Genomic DNA, 25074 nt, shown 5'->3' with positions numbered 1-25074 from the left:
AATATTCGTTATAATTGTCACTATTATATAACAGACACAGGGGGTTACGAAATGAGTCTAAATGAATTCGAAAAACTAAGAGACCAATTAGATGAGGTAAACTTGGAAATACTAGAAAAAATTAACCAACGTGCCAAGCTAGTAAAAGAAATTGGTCAATTAAAAGAAAAGCAAAGTAAAACACAACGTTTCGATCCAGTTCGTGAACGCGATATGCTTGATAAATTGGTGAATGCTAATACAGGACCATTTGCGGCTACAACAGTTGAACATATTTTTAAAGAAATATTTAAAGCAGGTTTGAAATTACAAGAGGACGAAGGAAGTAAAACATTACTTGTTACACGTAAAAACAAAGCAGAAGATACGGTTATTGATATAAAAGGCGAGAAAATTGGTAACGGTAACCCTCAATTTATCGTTGGACCATGTGCGGTTGAAAGCTATGAACAAGTAGCGGAAGTAGGAAAAGCAATTTCTGATAAAGGCTACCGCTTACTACGTGGAGGAGCATTTAAACCAAGAACATCTCCATATGATTTCCAAGGATTAGGTATCGAAGGATTAAAGATTTTAAAACAAGTGGCAGATGAATATGATCTTGCTGTTATTAGTGAAATATTAAGCCCATACCATATTGAAGAAGCACTTGATTATGTAGATGTGATTCAAATTGGTGCACGTAACATGCAGAACTTTGAATTATTAAAAGCAGTAGGAGAAGTAGACAAGCCAGTTCTATTAAAACGAGGATTATCAGCAACAATTTCTGAATTTGTAAATGCTGCTGAATATGTCATTTCTCGTGGAAATGGTAATATCATTTTATGTGAGCGTGGAATCAGAACTTATGAGACTGCAACTAGAAATACATTAGATATTTCTGCTGTACCTATTTTGAAAAAGGAAACACACTTACCAGTAATGGTAGACGTTACCCATTCAACAGGAAGAAGAGATTTATTACTTCCAACTGCAAAAGCAGCACTTGCAATTGGCGCTGACGGAGTAATGGCAGAAGTACATCCAGATCCATCTGTAGCATTATCTGATAGTAAACAACAAATGGACATTCCAACATTCAATTCATTTATTGATGAACTTGAAAAATTCAGTAAGGCGATTAGATAACCTTTATTTAAAGTCACTCCATTGTCTCTATCTAAGAGAAAATGGAGTGATTTCTATATTTTTGCTGTTTAGAATCAGCTTTAGTTAAACAAAGTAAAACTTCTCAACGAGTTCGAAAAAATATGGAAACCGTTATGCTAAAGCATAATGGATTTTTAAGAGCCTGATTCTAAAGTGATTAGTCTCTTTTTTTGTTTTGAAATTTCAAGTATAGTAATATATGATATAGGATTTGATGAATCTATCCCATAACAGCGGGGATGAGGGGCTGTGTTCTTTATTTAGCCCCACTTTTAGCCCCAGCTTCAATTAAACTATTACCAAATACTTGAACAGTTTTATCTTTCATCTTTTTAAGTACATGGCCGTAGATATTGTTTATCATCTCTGGTGTATTACCCAAACGATCTGCAATAACTTTTACTGGTATACCTTCATTAAGTAAAATAGTAGCATGTGTATGACGCAATCCATGTGGCGTAATCTCTTTTAAATTATATTTTTGATTAATAGTATTTAACCAATAGTTTGGTGTAGAATGATCAATTGGATTACCTACCTTTGATATAAATACATAATCATCAGGTTTAAGATGTTTACCAAACTTTAATAGCGTTTGTTTACACCAAGACTTATAAATTTTTAACTTTGAAAATACTACTGCATCAACATCAATCGTTCTATAGCTGTTTTGAGTTTTAGGTGGACGTACACCTTTATTATCCCTTGTACAATCTACAGTCATTGTATTATCATCAAAATTTATATTCTTCCACTGTAGACCTAATAATTCTCCCTTGCGAAATCCTGTATATGCTAATGTGAGAATTATAATGTAATCATTCAATTTCAACTGATTTTCGGAGATAGTTAAAAGCTTGTTTAATTCTGCTGGCGATAAATAATTTTCCTTTACCACATCAGAGTTTGGTATGCTTAATTTATTAAATCGGTTACGTGGTAGTATCTCATTATCTACAGCATCATTAATAGCTGTCTTAAATGTAGTATGAAATGTTAAAACAGACTTATATCTAAATTTTTTTATTAGCACATTTATAAATTTAATTTTATAAGTGGATTTATCTAATTTAGATAATTTGTATTGACCGATTAGCGGTTTAATGTGTAGCCTAATCTGTACTTCTACATTTGTCTGAGTAGTTATTTTCCAATTATCTTTATTGGAGTTATACCAAATATCCATCCATTGTGCTACAGTTATATTATCATACTCTACTAGCTTTACTTGGTCGTTAAGCAAAGTAGATTTTACTTCAAGCAGCGATTTCAATGCTGCTTTTTCTGTTTTAAATCCACTCTTCTTTTTCTCTTTTCTTTTACCTAACGCATCATAATATTTGTGGCGATACATCCATAATTTTTCGCTTTTTTTGTTGACATACCAATACAATTCATTTTCTTTCTTTGATTTATTTAGTTTCATGGTAATAACCTCTTTTTTTACACGGGTAGATGCTAGAGAGATTTTCCCATGATGCATATCACCTCCTTGAATGGAAACGTATGTTCTTTTTATGGATAAATTTTTTTAAGATGCAACACCTCATTAGGTATTCCATATATACTGCCAATCTCATTAATAGTCATGTTAGTATCCTGGTAATTGTAAATAGATGTATCAGGTAATAGTAATTCAACTGCAAGCTTGTTTGCTTCTTTTTCAATTTTTCCAACTGGATATAATGTATTGCTTCTTAAAAAAGGTGTGTTTGCTCTGGGGTGTAATACAGAGTGCGATAATTCATGTGCACAAGTAAATTTTTTAAGATATAGTTTTAAATTAGCATTTAGTACAATGAATTGATTCCTTCTGCTGTACTTATAAAATCCCATTATTTCTTCATGCATGGGTATTTCATGAATAGCAACATTCATATATTCTGCGAGGTGGAAAGGGTCATTTGTGTTATATTTTTTTATTAGATTTTCTGCAATTTTTTTTATTCGCATATTGCACCCCCGAAAATAACTAAATCTCTAGTTCCTTTTCCCTTTAGGGATATATTTTTTATTTATCTTAGTAGTTTGTCTTTCAATAAATTCAAGAGCCTCTAATAATGATTCAATAGCTTCTTCACTCATTGGCTCGCCAGAAAAAGCTAAACCATCATCATTGTTACCTTCCATTAAGTCCTGACGAATTTTTGCCATTCGCTTAGCGATGTCTTTCTCATCTTTTTCAGTAAGCGCATCGTTGTATCGTTTTTTGTTTGTACGACCGAGTAAGTAATCGGTAGATACGTCAAAGTAGTCTGCTACTTTTTGGACGTTTTCAATCTTAGGAGAAGAATTATCCCACCTTCTAATTTGTCCGTTTGAAATACCTACTTTTCTTTCCACTTCTGCAAAAGTGACGTTTTTTTCATTACATAATAATTTTATTTTTTCTACTAAACCCACTTATATCAACCTTTCGAGAGCTTACAGGTAAATAAAATAATATTTGCGCTAATTTATCGTTGACAAATAGCATTAACGCTATTATAGTATAAGTAAGCTATTTAGTTAGCGAAAAAGACAATAAAAAATACGACCCAAGTAAATACATTTTTTTGAGCTGGCAGGCGATAAAAAGTATTATTACAGGCTTATTAAAGTCTTATTTAGCTATGGACTTATAATAGCATGTACGCTATTTTGAGTCAATGTATTTCGCTAACTAATTAGCAAATAAATTAAATATATAGAAAGCGGTGATCAATTTGCCAACTGTTTTAGAAATAAGAAAGGAGCGTGTGCAAGTGATCGATGAGGATATCATTAAAATTCGCTCTGAACTTTTCAAACGAGGAATGGAACACAGGGAATTAGCCAAGCTTTTAGGAATATCGGGAGCTTACTTATCAGACATTCTTAATGGTAAGAGGACAGGTAAAAAAGCTCAAGAACACATTAAACATGCTTGTAAGATTTTAGGACTATGAGGTGATTAACAGTGGTACCTACTGGAGAAATAAAAATTTCATTAGATGAAAAATCAATAAGAGATCATATCGAAAAAGAATTAAATAAGCAGATCCATCAGCAATTAATTTTAGTAGATATTAATAAATTATCAGAAGTAACCTGCATGTCAGATAGATATCTGGAAGAGGAAATATTACATGATCCACGAGTTAGGATGCATGAAATTAGAAAAGTTCGTAAGCGCTGGTGGATTGCTCAACCAACATTTAAAGCCATTGTAGACATTGTGTCTGAATGGTAACAAAAATAAACACGGGTAGATGCTGGGGAGTGGATGAAATGAAAAAGAAAACATTGCTTGATTGGTGGTACATCGGAGGATTTATAGCATCACTAATATTTACTTACTATGCTTTGTGGGGTGTCCTATGAAACTAAACGAATTACTAGAAGCATTATTTTTTGTAGCAGTATTTTTAGTTACTTTTATATTTGCGCTGTTGACGGTGTAGGAGGATTGTTATGACAGATAAAGAACGGTTAGAAGAAATAGAAGAAATTGAAGAAGAGGTAGGGAACGGTTTTGCGATAGAAGATTTAGACTTAAATACTATGACAGTTGTTAATAGGAAGCATTTTAATTGGCTTATCCAACAAGCTGAACGAGTGCAGGAATTGAAACATGACAAAGAACATCTTGAATTAATCAAAGATCGTCAGGAAGAGGAATATAGGAATTTACATGAACAAAACAAGCGCTATCGTGAAGTGATTGAGCAACTTTATAACTATGACGGTGACGTACAAGCACATAGCGCTTTGGCAGATATGTTATGTGGAGAAATATTGGAGGAATCGGAATGAATCATAAACTGATACCAAGAAAACATAGGAGAGAGGCCACGAAATTAATTGATGAGTTTAAGCAATATGTATTTAAAAATAGTAGTGCATATAATAATTGGTTTGAATTTTTAGAATATCAACAAACAGGTGCAATGGACGGTTGGCTAGAGTATACAGATAAAAAATATAAAGCATTACAATGGCTTAGACAAATTACCTCAATAGTTAACAAACTTAATTTTTTGGTAGAGGAATCGGAATGAAGGCAAGATACACCTTTAAAGAATGGCTGTTACTTGTACTAGGTAGTTTAATAGTTGTAATTTCTTTAGTTGGACTTATTTTAATCTGAAAGGGGGTGAGTATTAAGTGGACATTTTAGAAGCTCTAAATAAAAAAATTATTTGGGATTACTACGAAGACGAATGCAACGATTTTGCATTTGAAGAGGATGAAAGGCAAAAAGAAAAACCCACTAGCGCCAACTAGTGAGCTTGGTAAAGATTACTTATAAAAATTATAACATAACTGGAAGGAGTTAGACAATGAACCCACACTGTAAAAACATGGTTGAAAACAAACATATCTTAGTTGGAAATAACAGCTACAGGTTAACAATTTTAAAATACATCAATGATTATACTGCGTATCTATCAGATGTTAATAGTCAGTTTTCAGTATCAAGACGTTTTAGGAAAAATGAATTAAACCCTAATACTTTAGAAAAATGGATTGTTGATAGCAATTACATGAACGATCCAGAAGCGAGATTTTTCGAACATTTAAATGAATGGGATGGAGTGATAGCAGTTGAGTAAACATATTGATTTACCAATTTCAGAACTTGCGGATGGAGCAGTACAAGAAAAGCTTAATTATGAGCTTCAAAAGGTGTTTGATAACATTCATGACCCAAATACAAAGGCAAAGGACAAGCGTAGCGTCACTATCAAGCTTGAGTTCCAGCCTGATGAGAAGCGACAAACAATTAACGTAGAAAGTACTTTCACTACAAAATTAGCAAATGTCCAGGGTGTAGCAACTACTGTATTAACTGGTAAAGATTTATCCACTGGGAAAGTTGAAGCTAGAGAACTTAAATCATCTATTCCAGGCCAAACATTTTTTGATCAAGATTCACAGATTAAAACAGATATTGGAGAACGAGTAGATGTTGTAGAAAAAGAAATGCAACGTAAAAATATTATCGACTTACAAAGGGGAGCAAGCAAATGATTAAAGATGCTATTCGTTATATCAAGGAACAACTTATTAAACCTGATGAAAGAATTGTAGATATCCAAGATGCAAATGATGTAGATCGTACTTTTGTCATTGATGAGCAAGGGAGAGCATTAGAAATTCGCCCATTAGACAATCGTGCAAATTACGAGCTGGAATTAAATACGTTAACGGGTTTAGTTGATTATATTAAATCGAATCAAGAACGTAATGAACATCCATTATTCATACAGGTAATCAATGAAAAGAAAGTAGCATTAGTCAGCACTTTGAACTCTGAGGGAAATCGAGAGACTTTAGTTTTATCTCATGCGATTGTTCCAACATTTGGATTCGACACTTTTTATAGTGTAGAAAAATTAATTATTGCCTTACAAGCGCAATTTGTACAGACAAAAGATCGTGAATTAATTTTACAAGTCATTGGTAATATCCAAGAGGATAATGTCAGAGGTACTAGTGATGATGGTGTATCACAAGCTGTAACCGTTAAAACAGGAGTTGCATCTGCAGTAGATGTGAAAGTTCCTAATCCTGTAACGCTTGCACCATATCGCACATTTTTAGAAGTAGAACAGCCAGAGAGTGAATTTATCTTCCGTATGAAAGAGGGTCCAAGTGCTGCCATTTTTGAAGCAGATGGAGGTCAATGGAGAAATCATGCGATCCAAAATATTCATGATTATTTAGCTGCAGAATTAGCAGATGAAATTGAAGATAAACGAATTACCATCATTTCTTAATCGAAGAGGGGGAAGAAAAAGCATGTCTGTAAAGATCAACAAATTGGAAATTGAAAATGTTAAACGTGTTAAGGCAGTTAAAATAGAGCCTTCTGCCAATGGATTAACAGTAATTGGTGGGAATAATGGGCAAGGTAAGACAAGCGTACTAGACTCAATAGCTTGGGGATTAGGTGGTAACCGATTTAAACCAAGTAAAGCCACTCGTGATGGTAGTATGGTACCTCCATATTTAAGCGTTACTTTGTCTAATGGCTTAGTAGTAGAACGGAAAGGCAAAAATAGTGAATTAAAAGTTTTAGATCCGAACGGAGAAAAAGCAGGACAGCAGTTGCTGGATAGTTTTGTGGAAGAACTAGCAATTAATCTACCAAAGTTTATGAATGCATCAAGTAAAGAAAAAGCGAATATCCTACTTCAAATTATTGGAGTAGGTGAACAGCTGCATCAATATGAACGTGAAGAACAGGAAATTTATAATAATCGTCGTGCAATCGGTCAAATTGCCGACCAGAAGAAGAAATTTGCTAAGGAACAACCTTATTACCCTGATGTACCAAAAGAGCTTGTATCAGCATCTGACTTGATTAATCAACAACAAGAAATACTTGCTCGTAATGGAGAGAATCAGCGTAAGCGCCAAAACTTACAACAAATCCAACAACAATATGCTGCACAGGGGCAAGAAGTAGAACGGTTAAGACAGCTTTTACAGCAAGCAGAAGCAACCTATCTCCAACTAGGAAATGATTTAGAAATTGCCCAAAAAGATACGCTTGATCTCATGGATGAATCAACAGAAGAATTACAACGCAATATTCAAGAAATTGACGAGATTAACCGTAAGGTACGTGCCAATCTTGATAAGGATAAAGCCGAAGAAGATGCAAGAAATTATGTTGTTCAATATGACGAATTAACGAAAAAACTTAATGATGTTAGACAGAAAAAAGTAGATTTACTGGATAACGCTAACTTGCCATTACCTGGTTTGTCTGTAGAGGATGGGCATTTGACTTATAACGGTCAACAATGGGATAACATGTCAGGTGCAGATCAGCTTAAAGTATCTACTGCAATTGTTCGTAAGTTAAAGCCTAATTGTGGATTTATCTTACTGGACAAGTTAGAGCAAATGGATTTAGCGACATTAGATGACTTTGGGAAATGGTTAGAACAAGAAGGTTTACAAGCAATTGCGACACGTGTAAGTAGTGGCGGAGAATGTTCTATCATTATCGAAGATGGTTATGTAGTTGGACAGGAGAATTTGCCAACACAAGAGGTACCAGCTACAGAAATACCACAATGGAAGCCAGGTGAATTTTAATGAATATCACAAGTGGAAAAGTAGCTAAGGCGCAAAGGGTTGTACTATATGGTCCAGAAGGAATAGGGAAATCATCTTTTGCAGCCAATTTTCCAGATCCTTTATTCATAGATACCGAAGGAAGTACATCCAATATGGATGTAAAAAGAATGGACAAGCCTACTAGCTGGGAGTTTTTACATCAGCAAATTGATTTTGTGAAAAACAATCGTCCATGTAAAACACTTATCATAGATACCATTGATTGGGCAGAACATTTAGGAATTCGTTTTGTAACGAGCCGCGGGAACGTTACAAGCATTACACACTTTGGTTACGGTGATGGTTTTGTGCAACTAGAAGAAGAGGTTGGAAAGTTTTTAAATAAATTATCAGATGTAATTGAAGTAGGGATTAACGTCGTTCTTACAGCACATGCAAAAATAGTGAGATTTGAAGCACCAGACGAAATGGGGGCTTATGATCGATACGAATTAAAACTAGGAAATAAAACAACAGCTAAGACTTCAGCATTAGTTAAAGAGTGGGCTGATATGGTTCTATTTCTTAATTATAAAACATTCAGTGTTGCAACAGATGATAAAGGTAAGAAATTTAAAGGCCAAGGTGGAGTACGTACCATGTATGCAACACATCACCCTGCATGGGATGCTAAAAATCGTCACGACCTACCAGATGAAATGCCGATGGATTATGGGCAAATTGCACATATTTTTGAAGGGCAAGCTCCAACACAAGAGCCAGCACAGCAAGTAGCAGTTCAACAACCTGTAGTTGAGTCAGCTCCACAACCAGAAATACAGCAACAAACAAATACAGATTCTGGCACATTAAATGCTAGTGTAGGTCAGCCTACAGGAGAGTTTAAGGAACCAGTAAATACAACAGAATTAGATCCTGCAATCCCACAGGCATTGAGAGATTTAATGATGCAGCATAATGTGCTAGAAGCAGAGATTCAAGCTGTTGTTAGTCAAAAAGGATATTACCCGCAAGCAACACCTATTACAAATTATGATCCGAGTTTTATTGATGGTGTACTAGTGGGGGCATGGCAACAAGTATATAGCATGATTGAAGAATTTCGTAAGAGTTTACCATTTTAATATAGGAGTGATTTTTTAATGACACAAGGACATGAATTTGACTGGAATGGAACGATACAGGATAGTGGTCCACAATTTATTACACTACCTGCAGGAGATTATAATTTTACTATTACAAAATTTGAAAGAGCAAGACATCAAGGAAGTACTAATTTACCACCTTGTCACATGGCCATCTTACATTTAGAAATAGATGGTGGTGAACATGGTACAGCGAACGTTATTCATAGATTGTTTTTGCATTCGAAAACAGAAGGTTTCTTATCACGTTTTTTTGAAGCAATTGGACAGAAGAAAGAAAATCAACCCATACAAATGAATTGGAATATCGTATTTGGAGCTAAAGGACGTTGTAAGCTAATCATTAACAAATATACAAAAGATGGGCAAGAACGTGAAAATAATCAGGTGGATAGTTTTTTACCATATGAAGAGTACATGAAACATGCTGGAACAACGCAACAGTATCAGCCACAACAACAGCAACAACAGCAGTCGACACAGCAACATCAAGCTCCATTTCCAACTGGTCAACCACAACAACAGCAACAACCAAATACACAAACAGGTGGCTATGTACCAGGTCAGTTTTAGGGGGTAAATGATATGAAACTTAGAGACTATCAGCAGGAAGCGAGGGAGTCTATCCAGGAACAATGGGCAGAGGGCGTTAAAAAGACGCTCCTTGTCCTTCCTACTGGATGTGGGAAAACAATTGTTTTTAGTAAGGTAATTGAAGATAGGGTAAGGCTTGGTGAGCGTCTATTGGTACTTGCCCATAGAGGGGAGTTACTAGAACAAGCTGCAGATAAATTAGAAAAATCAACAGGGCTTAAAACAGCTACTGAAAAGGCAGAAGAAACATCTATTCACAGTTGGTTTCGTGTAGTAGTTGGAAGTGTTCAAACGATGATGAGAGAAAAACGATTGAAACAATTCCCTAAAGATTACTTTGACACCATCATTATAGACGAAGCACATCATTGCATATCTGACAGCTACCAACGAGTGTTAAATTATTTTGAAGATGCAAATGTATTAGGAGTTACTGCAACACCTGATAGAGGGGATATGCGTAACTTAGGATCGTATTTTGACAGCTTAGCTTTTGAATATACGTTACCTAAAGCAATCAAAGAAGGTTATTTATCACCAATTAAAGCATTAACTATTCCACTTCAGTTAGATTTAACAAGTGTAGGACAACAAGCAGGTGACTTTGCAGCTGGTCAATTAGGGAGTGCCCTAGATCCATACTTAGAATCAATCGCAGAAGAAATGAAAAAAGTAGCTAATGATAGAAAAATAGTAGTCTTTCTTCCACTAGTAAAGACCAGTCAAAAGTTTACCGAGATTTTAAATCAAAAAGGATTTAGAGCTGCAGAGGTAAATGGAGAGTCACAAGACCGTAAAGAAATATTGGAAGATTTTGAAAATGATAAGTATAACGTGCTTTGTAACTCTATGTTACTCACAGAGGGTTGGGATTGTCCATCCGTTGATTGTGTCGTGGTTTTACGTCCTACAAAAGTACGTAGTCTATATAGCCAAATGGTTGGGCGTGGTACCCGATTATTTGAAGGAAAAACGGAATTATTATTGCTTGATTTTCTATGGCACACAGATAGACACGAGTTATGTCACCCAGCACATTTAATAGCTGAAAGTGATGAAGTAGCTCAAGCAATGACAAAACAAATTGAGGAAGCTGGTATTCCATTAGATTTAGAAGTAGTTGAGCAAACAGCAGAGGAAGATGTTATTGCCCAGCGAGAGGAAGCATTGGCTAAACAACTAGCAGAAATGAAACGTCGTAAACGTAAGCTAGTGGATCCGTTGCAATTTGAAATGAGTATTCAAGCTGAGGATTTAGCAAACTATGTACCTTCTTTTGGTTGGGAAATGAGTCCACCAAGTGATCAACAAGTGAAAAAACTTGAGAAATTAGGAATTTTACCTGATGAAATTGACAATGCAGGTAAAGCTACAAAACTATTAGATCGATTAGATAAACGTAGAGAACAAGGGTTAACTACTCCTAAACAAATACGTTTCCTTGAACAACGAGGATTTCAACATGTGGGGACATGGTCCTTTGATGCAGGAAAAAATCTAATTGATCGTATTGCAGCAAGTGGTTGGAGAACACCAGCTGGTGTAAATCCGAAAGAATATAGACCGGAAGGGTGAATTGTAGATGTCTCAACATGTTGATAAACAAAGAATTCAAATATATGAAAGTAATGAAAATCAGAATCCGTTATCTGTTGAAATAATTAAATTAATAAAAGTGCAAGTAAAAAAAGGATCAGGAATTGATTCTGATCCGGTTCGTCTAGTTGATGTTTATTATGATTTAAAAGGAAATTATGTATTTACTGTCGATTCCCTATCGGAGGATTATTAATTTTCAATTGTACATCAACTAAATCAATAAAAATATTAAAGTAGTCTTTCATTGTTTCAAAATCTACTTGGTCAAATTTTTCTTTGAAGTGGGTATAATCATTCCCTTTTAATCGAATAACATCAGCAACTTTTTGAAAATCAGTATTAGGTAAATATTCTTCAATGGCTTTATATAATTTTTTGTTGGCAACTTCTTCTGGATCTTTATTTAATTCTTTTATTGCATAATCTTTAATCAGTATTTCTAATGCTAAACGATATGCAATTCCAGCTGAAGTTAAATGGCCATTATTCTCGCTATATGATGCTTCTTTATATATATCTATAAATCTTGGGGATAAATCATTTATATAGTTAGAGAATTCTTTGTTTTTTATAGAAGGATAAATAAGGACAAATTCCGATTCTTTATCACTATAGGATGTTGATCTAGTGTGACCAGTAATATAAATTCTAAAACAATTTGTACATTTCCAGCTTATTAATTGCAACATTTTATCTTTAGTATATTTAAATAATTTAAAGTCTTGATAAGTAGGCATATTTGGGAAATTACAATGAGGGCACTTTTTCGGAATTTTATACTTTAGACTTGCTAGCCAATTATCACTACGTCCGGTGAGAACTCGATTAACGAAATCATTTGTAGACATTAAAAACACTCCTTATTTAATAATAGCTTAATCATATCAAAAGAAAGTAGGTGGTACCAATTTATGGAAAATAAACTAGATTTAATTGCATTACTAGAACACGTTGACCCATCTTATTTAGACTATCAGGAATGGCTTAATGTTGGTATGGCTCTTAAGTACGAGGGCTATACCGCAGCTGATTGGGAGGATTGGAGTCGTAGAGATGGCCAACGATACCGTCCAGGTGAATGTTTTAAGAAATGGACTAGCTTCGAAGGCTCAGGCATCACAGGGGCAACAATCACTCAAATGGCTAAAGATAATGGTTGGGAGCCACGTGTTTATAAAGATGATCGTGAATTGTCTTGGGATGATGAAATAACTGGAAATGATGAATATGTTGTCATAGATAAAAACTGGATTGAAGGCATGGAAATCCAAGAACCGAAAATATGGAATCCAGTACAAGAGATTACTCGTTACTTAGAAACATTATTTGAAGCATCTGAAAATGTTGGATATGTCACATCAACATGGCAAACAGAAGATGGGAAATATCTTCCAACAAAAGGAAATTATGATCGGCAAGCTGGGGAACTTATTCAACAGTTAAATCAATCCAATGATGATATCGGAGCTGTATTAGGTGATTACAACCCAGAAGCTGGGGCATGGATAAGATTTAATCCATTAGATGGCCAAGGGGTTAAAAACGAAAACGTTACTGATTATAGATACGCATTAGTAGAATCCGATTCGATGGATTTAGAAAAACAGAATGCGATATTACGAGAGTTGGAATTACCGATTGCTGTACTTGTTTATAGTGGAAAGAAAAGTATTCATGCCATTGTAAAAGTAGATGCGGCCAATTATGAAGAATACCGTAAACGTGTAGATTATCTCTATGACGTGTGTAAAAAGAATGGTTTAGATATTGATAGCCAGAATAGAAATCCATCACGCTTAAGTAGGTTACCAGGGGTTGAACGTAATGGTAAAAAGCAATTTATTATAGATACCCATATAGGAAAGGCAAATTATGAAGAATGGCAAGATTGGATTGAGGATTTAAACGACGATTTACCAGATCCAGAAAGTTTAACAGATTATTGGGATAATATGCCTGACTTAGCTCCACCTTTGATTGAGGGGTTATTAAGGCAAGGACATAAAATGCTGATGGCAGGACCATCTAAGGCGGGTAAATCTTTTGCATTAATCGAATTAACCATTGCACTAGCTGAAGGTAGCAAATGGCTAGGTTGGCAATGTGCTCAAGGTAAAGTATTATACGTCAACTTAGAGTTGGACAGGCCAAGTGCATTGCATCGTTTTAAAGATGTATATAACGGCTTAGGATTAGCACCTTCAAATATTAATAATATCGACATCTGGAACTTAAGAGGGAAGTCCGTACCAATGGACAAACTTGCTCCAAAACTTATCAGACGGGCACAGAAGAAGAACTACATCGCAGTTATCATTGACCCGATTTATAAGGTTCTTACAGGTGACGAAAACAGTGCAGATCAGATGGCACACTTTACGAATCAATTTGACAAAATAGCTACAGAGTTAGGCTCTAGCGTTATTTATTGTCATCACCACAGTAAAGGTACACAAGGCGGTAAAAAGTCGATGGATAGAGCTTCAGGTAGTGGAGTGTTTGCACGTGATCCTGATGCATTAATAGATTTAGTTGAATTGGAATTAACAGATGCATTAATCAAACAAGAAGAAAATAAAGTCGTATGTGGCATTTATGCGAGCTACATTGAAAAGCATAATTTCAACTATTTTGATGAGAATGTTGGCGATGATGATTTACTAAGTCCAGCACAGATAACGGATCATGCGAAACGAGCTATACCTCACTTAATGGAACAAATCGATGAAGAAGTAAATCAAGCACTTAAACGTCTAAAATCTAGGTCTGCATGGCGTGTGGAAGGTACATTAAGGGAGTATCCAAAGTTTGATGCAGTGAACATGTGGTTTAGTTATCCAATCCATAAAGTGGATGATGTAGGGGTACTAAAAGACATTGAGCCAGAAGGTGATGCACCACCTTGGAAACAAAGGTCAAAGAATAAGAAAACTTCTAAAGAACGCAAGGAAGAACAAAACGAGGCACTAGAAACTGCTTATGAAGCTTGTTCGATAGAAGAAGTAATTACACTAGAATCTATTGCTGAATTTATGGGTGTAACAGATAGAACTGTTAGAAATAGAATTAAAAATCATGGTGGATTTGAGATAGAAAACGGAGAAGTTTTGAGAAAAGAAAGCAAACAATGAAATGAAATACATTAAATTTTCACTTCATTTCATTGTTGAAAATGAAAGGACGTTGTTTCACTCTTCAATTTCAATATATCAGTGAAATGAAAGCACGTGGCTTCAATTTCAATTTTCATTATTAGTCGTGAAAATGAAAGGGCGTCCCTTCAATTTCACAGTGAAATGAAAAGGTATATATATAATATATAAATTTCCGTTTCACTCCGTTCAAGTCATGAGAAAAAAAGTGGTGGGCTTAAGCTCTGCCCGCCACACCATTTTTCTCTTTCATGACGAAAGCTAATTTTCAAAATCAAAATTCAAAAATAAAAAGTAGGTGTAAATATATGTGCATAGAAAATGACCTATTAGCAATAAAGAAAATTTTTATAGATTACCCACGTTTGTATAAAGTAAAAAAACAGGAACTAGTAAAAGCTGAACAGGAACGACAAGATTTACTCCATGTTTTAGAGCTTGGAAAATTAGATGCAATCAAAATGGGAAAAATAACACGAGAATTAAAGCAGGTCCAAATCAGACGTAGACAGATAAAAAATAATCTAGAAGTGCTGGAAGTCATTAGTAAGTTTTCTCAAGCATTTAACAACAACACAAATAAAAGTAAGCAGATTGAAACAGTCATGAATACTGTTAAAAATATTACGGAAAGAGATCGGAAGTATACAATGCGTGTCAGAACAGATTTGCAAAAATTAGTGGAGGTAGGAGAATGATTACAGTCGGTTTCAAAAGATTAACAGACGATGCAATATTACCAGTAAGGGCACATTATTCTGATTCAGGGTTTGATTTGTTTGCTAATGAAAATTTAATTATTGAACCAGGTGAAACAATTGTTGTAAAAACAGGCATTGCAATTAATTTACCAGATGGGTATGAAGCACAAGTTAGACCACGATCAGGTATATCTAGTAAAACAAAGTTGAGGGTGCAGCTAGGGACAATTGATAATTCCTATACGGGTGAAATCGGGATTATTGTTGATAATACAGAGAACCATGACGAATCACTTCAGGATGAGTTCCATGATGATACTTTAAAAGATATATCCGAAAGGCTTATAAACGCTTGGGATTATTTGGATGCGTTCGACGATTTTCACAATGTAAACTCTTATCTCATCAAGAAAGGCGACAAACTAGCCCAACTGGTAATACAGAAACTACCGCAAGTACATGCTTATGAGGTAGATAAGTTACCAGATACGGAACGTGGTACTAATGGATTTGGTAGTACAGGCTCAAAAGTTGGTGAAAAGGATGACTGAATTCTTTATGCCAATGATGCCACCTACTACCACACACCAGCAAAAAAAGGTCACAGTTCGTAATGGGAAGCCTGCATTTTACGAGCCAGAAGATTTAAAGGCAGCACGTGCTAAATTAACAGCTCATTTAGCAAAGCATGTACCAGATAAGCCGATTGATGGCTCATTAAGGTTATTCGTCAAATGGCTCTTTAAACGATCAGGAAAGCATTTAAACGGTTCCTACAAAACAACGAAGCCCGACTTGGATAATAGCAATAAATTATTGCAAGATTGTATGACCGATTTAGGATTCTGGAAAGATGATAGCTTGATAGTCAGCTTGATTACGGAAAAGTTTTGGGCAGATACTCCAGGGATTTATATCAAAATCGAAGAGGTGTAAGCCGTGGACTTTAACGTGAACGTTTTTTATGACGAAGTAAAAGCATGGATTAGTCAGTGTAATCAAATGGCTATACAGCATGGGATGCACAGTAATGACTTTTGGATATGGATAACAAGGTCTATTGGAGAAATATGCGATAAGTATGACAACAATAAACTAGTCGTAATGCAATTTGCAATGATGTACGAGTGGTTAAGTGATATTTATCATAATCGGTAAAGGGGGATAGGTATGCATCTTACAGAAAAGCAATTAAAATTTATTACAGAAGTTGCTTCACAGGAAGCTATTAAAGCATACAAAGCTGATTTCGAAAAGCAAGAAAAAATAAAACATGATAGACGGTTGCATAATATTAAGCTGTTGCTTAAAAATTATAGATCCCTTGTTTTGCATTGTGAGAATAAAAAAACTGAATTAGAAGAATTAGAGGAAACTTCTATACAAGATTTGGACATTGAGACAATAAACATAGAATCAATCGAATCAATTAAGAAAAGTAAAACAAAATCTATAGCGATGGTTTATTTTATACAAGGAAAAATCGAAGCTTATAAAAGGTCATGTAGTACAGATGAGTTAAAATACTTCTGGGTCTTAGAAAAGAAATATATAACTAAGAAAAAATACACTACGCAAGAAATTGCAGAAATAGAAAATGTTGATGAGCGAACAGTGAGAAGATATCTAAATAAAGCTATGGAGGATTTGCCAGTTATCTTTTTTGGAGTAGATGCGATAAAATTTGAAAAGTAATGTTGTCCAAAACCTGTCTTGAATGTGTCCGTACTAAGATGCTAGTATGATAGTGTAGCGGAAACTACAAAAACACATAAAACGACTACACATGATGTATGTATTTTGTAGTTATGCACAATATGTTGATGCTTTTTCTATGTAGGTGAGGGTGTAAAGCCCTCACAATCCCTTTTTATGGTAATATTTAACTAATACATATTGAGGGGTGGGTTTATGAAGAAAGTTTTATTTTTATTAATTGCAATAATGTTAGTCGGGTGTACAAATGATTCCGATGAAAGTATTGATAAGAATAAAGATGATATTGATGATGAAGAGGTAGTAAATGTTGAAGATGATGAATCAAAAGCATCAACAGAACGTTCCCAACTACCATTTGATATAAATGAATTTAATGAATTATATGATAAAAGGTTAGAAGAGTATGTTAGTGAAGAAGATAGAACGGAAATTTTGGCTGATAAAGAACAAATATCAATAGCATTCGGTCATGTAAATGAAGTGGCAGCTGTACTATATACAATAGATGAATTGATAGATGGAAATGAACTAGATACATACGGAAGACAATTTGTTCAAGAGTTAATTGATGCATCATTTTATATTGATGAAACAACAATTGCAGGTTTGGAAATTCAAATAAATGCAATTGATATGGAGAATGTATCTATTTCTGTTTTTAATGGAGATGTTGACAATAACGCCAGTAAAATTACAATTAATGATTCAAAAGAAGATCTTGAAGGAGAACCATTGCCGTTTGATATAGAAGAATTCTCGAACCATTACTATGAGATTATAGAGTTGTTTGATGATTTTTCAGATTCAGAAAGACTTTTTATTAAAGAGGATTCAATCGCATTGATATCTGGTCACATGATAGAAGCGCAAGCGTTATTGAATGTATTAAGCAAGTTAACGGAAGATGAAGCGATAAATATTTTAACAGAAGAGTTTTTGAACGACATTGTTCAAGATGGTTTTTATATCAATGAACTCAAAACAAGTGAAATGGATATAAATATAAATGCTATTGAGATTAGTTCAGTAACTTTAATTATTAAAGGTGAATCGGAGTGATCAAATGAATAACAAAGTACTCTGTGAAAAATGCGATAACATGATTGTGATACCAAAATCAAAACGTAGAGTGCTGCAAAATGCAATCCATGAACATTACTTCTGCTGTCCAGAATGTGATTATAAATATGTAACATATTATACGGATCAAAGATTACGAAAAGAAATAAATAGACAAGAAAAGCGTTGGAAAAAATATCGTGAAGCTCCAACAGAAGAAAGAAAAAGATCAATCTTAGCAGAGATTAATTTAAATAAACGAATGCTAGCAAAAGATTCTGATGTATTGAAACAAAAGATGCAGAGGGAGTTGATATAATGAACTTTGACACAAAGCACATTTTAAAGTGGGGTATACCTGGCTGGTATTTAATAATAAATATAGTTGTAGCTGTATCTTCTTTAATAGGTTATGAATGGATAACAGATAGTGGTTACTTGACACCATCAATCATTATAACGTTGGCAGGAGTGCCATTAGGATATGTAATTTATCAGCCTTACTTTTTCGTGTCAACACTAATGTACGAGAATAAAGGAAATCAGTGGAATATACTATTGTTTAAGATGTCAGATGAAACTAAACGACTTTTTTTAAGCAATAGGTATGGCTATTTCCTTAATAATATTCATGGGTATGGTTCATTAATATCAGCCGTCATAATTAGTTTGATATACCTTATCGTTTTAGCGTTTATTCACGAATTTAATACAGAAATATTTATGCTGATAATAATGAATATCGTGTTGGTGGTAATTGTTTCGTTTAACTTCAAGCACTATCAAAAAAATTTCGAAAATTTTATAAATCAAATAATTCGAGAATTAAAGAAAGATATAAATAGATAAAGACACTTACTTAATTGTAGGTGTCTTTTTATTATGTCAAAGGGAGTTGAGCAGATTGAAACATGACCTTATGTTGTTTGAAGAAAGAGAGTATGGATTATTTTGTATCCGTGTATATAAGTGTTCTCGTTGTGGATTGATAAGTAAGACACCAGTAATTGACTCACGGTTGAAGTGTAAGTAAATGAACAGGCATCAACTATACAACAAGTACAAACGAGATCAAGAAGCTAAGAAGTTCTATAACTCAAAAGCCTGGGAGATCTGCAGAACGAATGTATTAATTAGAGACTATTATTTGTGCCAGGAATGTTTAAAGAATAAATTAATTGTTGTTTATGATGTCGTGCATCATATTAAATCAAGGCTGGAATATCCAGAGTTAGCATTGACTGAAGATAATCTAATTTGTTTGTGTCATGCATGTCATAACAGAATAGAAAATGCAGTAGAAACAAAGGAAAAGGGCATAAAACTTATTGAAATGGGGGCAAATCCAGAAATAATCTAGGCCCCCCTCCCAAAAAGTTAGGGTTTTAAATTTCTCAAGAACCCACGCCCCCTTCGTTTTCACCGCAGAAGAATTTTTTATGAAAGGGGGGTAACTTCAAATGGCGGTTCCTACAAAAAAGAAATTGATTGAGTATCTTGGTGAGGGTTATGAAGAATCGGACGAACAGTTAATTCAGCTTTACATTGAAACTCATCAGTTTTACAGGCGGTTGCAAAAAGAAATTAAAAAATCAGAGTTAATGTATGAGTATACGAATAAGGCAGGAGCGACAAACTTAGTTAAAAACCCCCTTTCAATTGAATTAACAAAGACGGTACAGACATTGAATAATCTCCTAAAGTCACTCGGTTTGACACCTGCTCAGCGTAAAAAAGTGATGAGCGGAGAGAATGATGACGATGACTTCGATAACTTCTAATGAAAAAATAAAGCACAGTTTTAGCTTTATCACTTGGAAAAAAGAGCAGGTTAAAAAAGGCAATATATTAGAAAAGCCATCAAATGAATTACTAACTACTTGGTATGCAAAACAAGCTGTTAAAGGTAATATTAAGGTCAGTAAAAAGAATAAATTAGCCGCAAAAAGGCATTTGAAAGATTTAAAAAGGCAAGGTACTGAAGATTTTCCTTGGATATTTGTTGAAGAGGAAGGTCATCGTCCAATTCGGTTTATAGAAAAATTTTGTAAACCATCTAAAGGAGACTTTTCACAATTAACTGCCCAGCCATGGCAACACTTTGTGATAGGTTCGTTATATGGATGGGTTCATAAAGATACTGGTATAAGACGCTTTCGTGAGGGTCTTATTTTTGTTGGCCGTAAAAATGGTAAATCTACTTTAGTTAGTGGATTAACACTATATTCCTTCAGTAAAGACAATGAAAATGGTGCAGATGTATATTTATTAGCTAACACTAGAAAGCAAGCTGGAATCATTTTCGATGAAGCGAAAGCAATGGTTAAAAAATCACCAAAACTTAGAAGACAATTTAGATCCACAAGAGATGCCATTTTTTATGATAAAACAATATCTAAAATTGAACCACGGGCGTCAGATAGTGAAAACTTAGATGGCTTAAACACTCATTTAGGTATTTTTGATGAAATACACGAATTTAAAGACTATAAATTAATCAATGTTATTAAAAAATCACGAGGTGCACGTAAGCAACCATTGATTTTATATATAACAACAGCTGGTTATCAATTAGATGGACCATTAGTGAATTATTATGAGCAATCTGCAGATGTACTTGATGGTGCTGTTTTCGATGAACGTACTTTTTATTTTATTGCTGAGCTTGACGATCAAAAGGAATTTGATAAACCTGAAGAATGGATTAAAGCTAATCCAAATATGGGTGTATCTCTTGATTTAGATATACTTAAAGAAGATTGGGAGAAGGATAAACGTACTCCTGAAGAACGATCAGATTTTATTACAAAGCAATTTAATTTCTTTGTAAATGCTAGTAATCAATCATTTTTGGACTATCAAACAATCAAGAAAAATAATAAAGTAATTGATATTGAAATGTTACGAGGTAATTCGTGTGTAGGAGGGTATGACTTATCAGATAGCGAGGATCATTCGAGTGCTTGCCTAGAATTCCCACTTGAAAATGGAGAAGTATTTGTTTTGTCGCATACTTGGGTTCCAGAAGAAAAGGTGATAATAAACAATGAAAAATTACCGTATCGAGAGTTGGAGAAAGAAGGACTGCTAACAATTGTACCTGGTGATTATATCAAGAAAGAATATATCGAAGATTGGTTTGTTGAAATGTCTTATGTATATAACATAACTAAAATCACGTATGACCCAGCAAAAGCATTTAGATTAAATAAGGCGTTAGAAAGTCATGGATTTACAACGGAAGTAACGAGACAAAGAGCAATGGTTCTTGGTCCAGCGGTTGATGATCTAAAAGAAATGTTCATTGATGGGAAAGTAATTTTTAATAATAATAGATTATTCCGTTGGTATGTAAATAATGTAAAAATTAAACCTGATAACCACAAAAATAATTTGCCACAAAAACAAGGTCGCTACCGTAAAATTGACGGTTTTGCGGCTTTTTTAAATGCTCATACCGCAGTAATGGAAATCATGGTTGAACCTGAGGGAGAAGGAAAGGTTGAATTTATGTCAGTTAAAGAATTGATGGGAGGGTGAAAACGTAATGAAAGATGATGGTATTGAATTTTTTAAGAAATTAAGAGATCTGTCAGGTGAAATTGTTAATGCTTATGAAAACGATGATGAAGAAGCGTTAGAATCTGCAATAGGGAAATTTGTGATACTGATGATAACTGCTGATGCAATCAAATGATCCATATCTAACTTAAATGAAAGGTGGTGAGAGTTTGAAATGGTTCGATAGAATTAAGGCATCTTATAAAGGGGCAGTTGCTGGTTGGAAGAATGCAACGTCTAATTTCAAATCATGGGCAGGGAGAACTTTTTGGGGAATAGATAATAGCAAGTTGGCCAATAACGAAACTATTTTCAGTGTTATTACTAGATTGTCTAATATTATATCCATTTTACCTATTAAGCTGTACCAAAATTATGATGTTGTAAATAATCAAGCATCGGATGTATTGATTAATAATCCAAATGACAATATGCATGGATTTGATTTTATTAGTAAAATGGAAGTTTCAAGAAATGAAACAGGAAATGCCTATGCTGTTATTTTTCGAGATATTCGCATGCAAGTAGAAAAAATTGTACCAATCGATTCAGCATATGTTACACCTTTTATAAATCAAGATGATGATACTTTATGGTATCAAGTAAATGGTAGTAATGGAACGTATTATTTTCATAATATGAATATGCTACATGTTAAGCACATTTCGGGTACATCAAGATGGAAAGGCATAAGCCCACTTGAAGTATTAAAAAATACTTTAGAATATGACAAAGCAGTTCAAGAATTTAGCTTATCGGAAATGCAAAAGAAGGAGAGTTTCTTTTTAACTTACGGTGCTAATGTTGACAAAGAAAAAAGGCAAGAGGTAGTCGATAACTTTAGGGAATTCTATCGTGAAAACGGTGGAATTCTATTCCGTGAACCTGGTGTAGAAATTGACAATATAGAAAAGAAATATTTTGCTTCTGACACCATAAACTCTGAAAAAATCACTAGATCAAGAGTAGCCAATGTATTTAATGTTCCAGTTTCTTTTCTAAATGATCATGAAGGACAAAGCTATTCTTCCAATGAAGAAAATATGACTCAATTTGTTCAGATGACCGTTGCACCAATTGTCATCCAATACGAAAATGAGTTTAATAGAAAGCTTCTAACGGAAGATGAGCGAATTAAACAAGGATTGTATTTTAAGTTTAATTTAGGTGGTTTATTACGTGGGGACACTAAAACCAGAACTGCATATTATCAAATGGCTATTCGCAATGGAATACTAACGCCCGACGAGGTGCGCAGATTAGAAGATGAGCCTCCTGCAGGCGGTAATGCTTCGAAATTATGGGTATCAGGTGACTTATATCCATTAGATTTAGATCCTACCCAAAGAAAGAATTCATCGAAGGGAGGTGAAGGGTAGTGGGTAAAGGAAAGAAAAATAAATTTTTTAATATGAAATTATCCGCTGATGGAAAATCAGGGGATATTTTTATTTATGGAGAAATTACAAAGTATGCTTGGGAAGAGTATGGAGAGAAATCAGCACAGATATTCAAACAAGAGTTAGATGATCTAGGAGATGTTGAAACAATTAATCTATATGTTAATTCCCCAGGAGGTAGCGTATTTGAAGGAATTGCCATTCACAACATGCTTAAACGACATAAAGCACGTGTTATTGCCTACGTTGATGCATTAGCTGCATCTATTGCTAGTGTAATTATCATGGGAGCAGATCAAATCATTATGTATGAAAATTCCCTGTTAATGATTCATAATCCGTGGACCTTTGCAATTGGCAACGCAATTGAATTACGTAAACAGGCAGATGACTTAGATCGTATTGGAGAATCTTCTATCCAATCGTACTTATCTAAATCGGGGGATAAACTTGAAGACGATAAGCTGCGGGAAATGTTAGATGCTGAAACATGGTTATCAGCTGATGAAGCATTGCAATATGGTTTATGTGATGTAATTGAAGGAGCAAATGAAATGGTTGCTTCCATAAGCGATAAACTATTTGCGAACTATAAAAATGTACCTAGAGATTTGAAACAAAATTCAAGTGTAATATCTGCCGAAGAAATGGCAGAGCGAAAAAAAATAGCGGAAGCAGCTGCATTTAATGCTAATTATATAAATGATATCTTAGGAGGAATTTATCAATGAAAAAACAAGTGAAATTATTAAAATTAGGTGATTTTCAGTTTTTTGGACAAAAAACACTTTATGAGTTAAAACAAAATCTCTCTACAATTGGTCAACAATTACAAAAAACAGAGGGGGAACTTGCACAAAAAGCAATTGATCCATCTGCAAGTATGGAAGACATTCAAGCGTTACAAAAATCAAAAGATGATTTAAAAGCCCGTTTTGACGTAATTAAAGAACAACATGACACAATGGAAGCAGAGCAAAAGGCGAAATTCAAACAACAAGCGCAACAACAAAAGTTAGGTTTAGGTAGTGTAGAAGATCCGCAACAAAAAGTAGTTGAAGCAAAGGCCGAAATGATTAAAGCGGTAATGAAAAATAAAGCAATCCCAAATGATGTATTACAAGCACTAGGTGATGATAATTCAACTGGTGGAGGTAAATTCTTGCCCAAAACAGTATCTAATGACATCATTGCGGAACCATTGGTTAAAAACAAGTTACGTGAAATTTCTACTTTTACTCAAATTACTAATTTAGAAATACCGAAAATTAACTTTACCTTAGACAACGACGATTTCATCAGTGACAAAGAAACAGCGAAAGAATTAGAATCTTCAGGTGATCTTGTGTCCTTTGGTCGAAATAAATTTAAAGTATTTTCGGGTATTTCTGAAACAGTTTTATTAGGAACAAATACAGCTATTGTAAACCATGTAGAAAATGCATTACAATCGGGGATTGCAGCAAAAGAACGTAAAGTTGCGTTTGTAGAAACACCAAAAACAGGTGAAGAACATATGTCATTCTATTCTACTGAAAATGCAATCAAAGAGGTTGAAGGCGAAGATATCTTTAATGCAATCACTAACGCGCTTGATGACTTACATGAAGATTACCGTGATAATGCTACAATCGTAATGAAAAAATCGGACTACACAAAAATTGTAAAAGAATTGGCGAATGGAAATGCAACTCTTTATGGTGCGCAGCCAGAACAAGTATTAGGTTATCCAGTTGTATTTATTGATGCAGCAATTAAGCCAATTGTTGGAGATTTTTCATACTCACATTACAACTACGACATTGCTACGACACAATTCGAGCGAGATAAAGATGTCAAAACAGGAATCGAGCAATTTGTTGTGACAGCTTGGTTTGATCACCAAATCAAACTTAAATCAGCATTCCGTATTGCGAAAGTAATTTCCACACCCTAATCA

General features: G+C 34.3%; 33 protein-coding genes. 29 read left to right on the top strand and 4 right to left on the bottom strand.

Annotated features, from left to right (window positions below; genetic code table 11):
* Positions 1-51: 51 nt before the first annotated feature.
* The gene (locus tag AB4Y30_RS11640; RefSeq protein ID WP_368652404.1) at positions 52-1131 is read left to right on the top strand and encodes a bifunctional 3-deoxy-7-phosphoheptulonate synthase/chorismate mutase; all 1080 of its coding nucleotides are present in this window, start codon (positions 52-54) and stop codon (positions 1129-1131) included.
* 277 nt (positions 1132-1408) lie between these two features.
* Here the strand turns inward: AB4Y30_RS11640 and AB4Y30_RS11635 are convergent, their stop codons facing one another.
* From AB4Y30_RS11635 to AB4Y30_RS11625, 3 genes are read right to left on the bottom strand one after another with little or no spacing between them, the layout of a single operon-like run.
* Complete coding sequence (locus AB4Y30_RS11635; RefSeq protein WP_368652403.1) at positions 1409-2635, bottom strand: tyrosine-type recombinase/integrase; 1227 nt, start codon at positions 2633-2635, stop codon at positions 1409-1411.
* 32 nt (positions 2636-2667) lie between these two features.
* Positions 2668-3105, bottom strand: a complete 438-nt coding sequence (locus tag AB4Y30_RS11630; RefSeq protein WP_368652402.1) for an ImmA/IrrE family metallo-endopeptidase — start codon at positions 3103-3105, stop codon at positions 2668-2670.
* Between the two features lie 27 nt (positions 3106-3132).
* Entirely contained in the window at positions 3133-3555 is a 423-nt protein-coding gene (locus tag AB4Y30_RS11625; RefSeq protein ID WP_368652401.1) for a helix-turn-helix domain-containing protein, read from the bottom strand.
* A 344-nt stretch (positions 3556-3899) separates the two neighbouring features.
* On the opposite strand from AB4Y30_RS11625, the gene AB4Y30_RS11620 reads away from it, so the two are divergent.
* From AB4Y30_RS11620 to AB4Y30_RS11565, 12 genes are all read left to right on the top strand, one after another.
* Positions 3900-4079: a helix-turn-helix domain-containing protein gene (locus AB4Y30_RS11620; RefSeq protein WP_368655219.1), complete on the top strand. Its 180-nt coding sequence runs from the start codon at positions 3900-3902 to the stop codon at positions 4077-4079.
* A gap of 11 nt (positions 4080-4090) precedes the next feature.
* On the top strand, positions 4091-4363 hold the full coding sequence (locus tag AB4Y30_RS11615; protein WP_368652400.1) for a hypothetical protein: 273 nt from the start codon (positions 4091-4093) through the stop codon (positions 4361-4363).
* Between the two features lie 221 nt (positions 4364-4584).
* Positions 4585-4926, top strand: a complete 342-nt coding sequence (locus AB4Y30_RS11610; RefSeq protein WP_368652399.1) for a hypothetical protein — start codon at positions 4585-4587, stop codon at positions 4924-4926.
* Positions 4923-5171, top strand: a complete 249-nt coding sequence (locus tag AB4Y30_RS11605; protein WP_368652398.1) for a hypothetical protein — start codon at positions 4923-4925, stop codon at positions 5169-5171. The genes AB4Y30_RS11610 and AB4Y30_RS11605 overlap by 4 nt, the downstream gene beginning before the upstream one ends.
* Before the next feature lie 282 nt (positions 5172-5453).
* Complete coding sequence (locus tag AB4Y30_RS11600) at positions 5454-5726, top strand: hypothetical protein (protein WP_368652397.1); 273 nt, start codon at positions 5454-5456, stop codon at positions 5724-5726.
* Complete coding sequence (locus AB4Y30_RS11595) at positions 5719-6144, top strand: replication terminator protein (protein WP_368652396.1); 426 nt, start codon at positions 5719-5721, stop codon at positions 6142-6144. The genes AB4Y30_RS11600 and AB4Y30_RS11595 overlap by 8 nt, the downstream gene beginning before the upstream one ends.
* Complete coding sequence (locus tag AB4Y30_RS11590; RefSeq protein ID WP_368652395.1) at positions 6141-6893, top strand: hypothetical protein; 753 nt, start codon at positions 6141-6143, stop codon at positions 6891-6893. Before AB4Y30_RS11595 ends, AB4Y30_RS11590 begins: the two co-directional genes overlap by 4 nt.
* A 22-nt stretch (positions 6894-6915) precedes the next feature.
* Positions 6916-8223, top strand: a complete 1308-nt coding sequence (locus AB4Y30_RS11585) for an AAA family ATPase (RefSeq protein WP_368652394.1) — start codon at positions 6916-6918, stop codon at positions 8221-8223.
* Entirely contained in the window at positions 8223-9329 is a 1107-nt protein-coding gene (locus AB4Y30_RS11580) for an ATP-binding protein (protein WP_368652393.1), read from the top strand. The genes AB4Y30_RS11585 and AB4Y30_RS11580 overlap by 1 nt, the downstream gene beginning before the upstream one ends.
* Positions 9330-9347: 18 nt before the next feature.
* Positions 9348-9923, top strand: coding sequence for a hypothetical protein (locus AB4Y30_RS11575; RefSeq protein WP_368652392.1), 576 nt, complete (start codon positions 9348-9350; stop codon positions 9921-9923).
* A gap of 12 nt (positions 9924-9935) precedes the next feature.
* The gene (locus AB4Y30_RS11570) at positions 9936-11519 is read left to right on the top strand and encodes a DEAD/DEAH box helicase (RefSeq protein WP_368652391.1); all 1584 of its coding nucleotides are present in this window, start codon (positions 9936-9938) and stop codon (positions 11517-11519) included.
* Between the two features lie 7 nt (positions 11520-11526).
* A complete protein-coding gene (locus AB4Y30_RS11565; protein WP_368652390.1) occupies positions 11527-11736 on the top strand; it encodes a hypothetical protein in 210 nt (69 codons plus the stop codon).
* Here the strand turns inward: AB4Y30_RS11565 and AB4Y30_RS11560 are convergent.
* Positions 11705-12391, bottom strand: coding sequence for a hypothetical protein (locus AB4Y30_RS11560; protein ID WP_368652389.1), 687 nt, complete (start codon positions 12389-12391; stop codon positions 11705-11707). The two genes, AB4Y30_RS11565 and AB4Y30_RS11560, sit on opposite strands and share 32 nt — an antisense overlap.
* 63 nt (positions 12392-12454) lie before the next feature.
* Between AB4Y30_RS11560 and AB4Y30_RS11555 the strand changes: the two genes are divergently transcribed.
* From AB4Y30_RS11555 to AB4Y30_RS11480, 16 genes are all read left to right on the top strand, one after another.
* Positions 12455-14674: an AAA family ATPase gene (locus tag AB4Y30_RS11555; RefSeq protein ID WP_368652388.1), complete on the top strand. Its 2220-nt coding sequence runs from the start codon at positions 12455-12457 to the stop codon at positions 14672-14674.
* 329 nt (positions 14675-15003) lie between these two features.
* Positions 15004-15393, top strand: coding sequence for a hypothetical protein (locus AB4Y30_RS11550; RefSeq protein ID WP_368652387.1), 390 nt, complete (start codon positions 15004-15006; stop codon positions 15391-15393).
* Complete coding sequence (locus tag AB4Y30_RS11545; RefSeq protein WP_368652386.1) at positions 15390-15947, top strand: dUTP diphosphatase; 558 nt, start codon at positions 15390-15392, stop codon at positions 15945-15947. The genes AB4Y30_RS11550 and AB4Y30_RS11545 overlap by 4 nt, the downstream gene beginning before the upstream one ends.
* Positions 15940-16332: a RusA family crossover junction endodeoxyribonuclease gene (locus tag AB4Y30_RS11540; RefSeq protein WP_368652385.1), complete on the top strand. Its 393-nt coding sequence runs from the start codon at positions 15940-15942 to the stop codon at positions 16330-16332. The genes AB4Y30_RS11545 and AB4Y30_RS11540 overlap by 8 nt, the downstream gene beginning before the upstream one ends.
* A gap of 3 nt (positions 16333-16335) precedes the next feature.
* Positions 16336-16554 carry a hypothetical protein gene (locus AB4Y30_RS11535; protein ID WP_368652384.1) on the top strand — a complete coding sequence of 73 codons (219 nt, stop codon included), beginning with the start codon at positions 16336-16338 and terminating at the stop codon, positions 16552-16554.
* 12 nt (positions 16555-16566) lie between these two features.
* Positions 16567-17091 carry a hypothetical protein gene (locus AB4Y30_RS11530; RefSeq protein WP_368652383.1) on the top strand — a complete coding sequence of 175 codons (525 nt, stop codon included), beginning with the start codon at positions 16567-16569 and terminating at the stop codon, positions 17089-17091.
* A gap of 216 nt (positions 17092-17307) precedes the next feature.
* Complete coding sequence (locus AB4Y30_RS11525) at positions 17308-18174, top strand: hypothetical protein (protein ID WP_368652382.1); 867 nt, start codon at positions 17308-17310, stop codon at positions 18172-18174.
* Positions 18175-18178: 4 nt separating this feature from the next.
* Positions 18179-18493 (top strand): hypothetical protein, encoded by a 315-nt coding sequence (locus tag AB4Y30_RS11520; protein WP_368652381.1) that lies wholly within the window; start codon positions 18179-18181, stop codon positions 18491-18493.
* A complete protein-coding gene (locus AB4Y30_RS11515; RefSeq protein ID WP_368652380.1) occupies positions 18493-19023 on the top strand; it encodes a hypothetical protein in 531 nt (176 codons plus the stop codon). Before AB4Y30_RS11520 ends, AB4Y30_RS11515 begins: the two co-directional genes overlap by 1 nt.
* Positions 19024-19207: 184 nt before the next feature.
* On the top strand, positions 19208-19534 hold the full coding sequence (locus AB4Y30_RS11510) for an HNH endonuclease (protein WP_368652379.1): 327 nt from the start codon (positions 19208-19210) through the stop codon (positions 19532-19534).
* A gap of 100 nt (positions 19535-19634) precedes the next feature.
* Positions 19635-19955 carry a phage terminase small subunit P27 family gene (locus AB4Y30_RS11505; RefSeq protein ID WP_368652378.1) on the top strand — a complete coding sequence of 107 codons (321 nt, stop codon included), beginning with the start codon at positions 19635-19637 and terminating at the stop codon, positions 19953-19955.
* Positions 19927-21714 (top strand): terminase large subunit, encoded by a 1788-nt coding sequence (locus tag AB4Y30_RS11500; protein WP_368652377.1) that lies wholly within the window; start codon positions 19927-19929, stop codon positions 21712-21714. Before AB4Y30_RS11505 ends, AB4Y30_RS11500 begins: the two co-directional genes overlap by 29 nt.
* A 7-nt stretch (positions 21715-21721) precedes the next feature.
* Entirely contained in the window at positions 21722-21871 is a 150-nt protein-coding gene (locus tag AB4Y30_RS11495) for a hypothetical protein (RefSeq protein ID WP_368652376.1), read from the top strand.
* Positions 21872-21905: 34 nt separating this feature from the next.
* Positions 21906-23114, top strand: a complete 1209-nt coding sequence (locus AB4Y30_RS11490) for a phage portal protein (RefSeq protein ID WP_368652375.1) — start codon at positions 21906-21908, stop codon at positions 23112-23114.
* Complete coding sequence (locus tag AB4Y30_RS11485; RefSeq protein WP_368652374.1) at positions 23114-23866, top strand: head maturation protease, ClpP-related; 753 nt, start codon at positions 23114-23116, stop codon at positions 23864-23866. The genes AB4Y30_RS11490 and AB4Y30_RS11485 overlap by 1 nt, the downstream gene beginning before the upstream one ends.
* Entirely contained in the window at positions 23863-25071 is a 1209-nt protein-coding gene (locus AB4Y30_RS11480; protein WP_368652373.1) for a phage major capsid protein, read from the top strand. Before AB4Y30_RS11485 ends, AB4Y30_RS11480 begins: the two co-directional genes overlap by 4 nt.
* Positions 25072-25074: the final 3 nt, after the last annotated feature.

The sequence above is a fragment of the Ornithinibacillus sp. 4-3 genome (genome assembly GCF_040958695.1).
GTDB lineage: Bacteria > Bacillota > Bacilli > Bacillales > Amphibacillaceae > CALAMD01.
The sequence above is the reverse complement of the archived record's forward strand: the minus strand, read 5'-3'. Positions and strand labels throughout refer to the sequence as shown.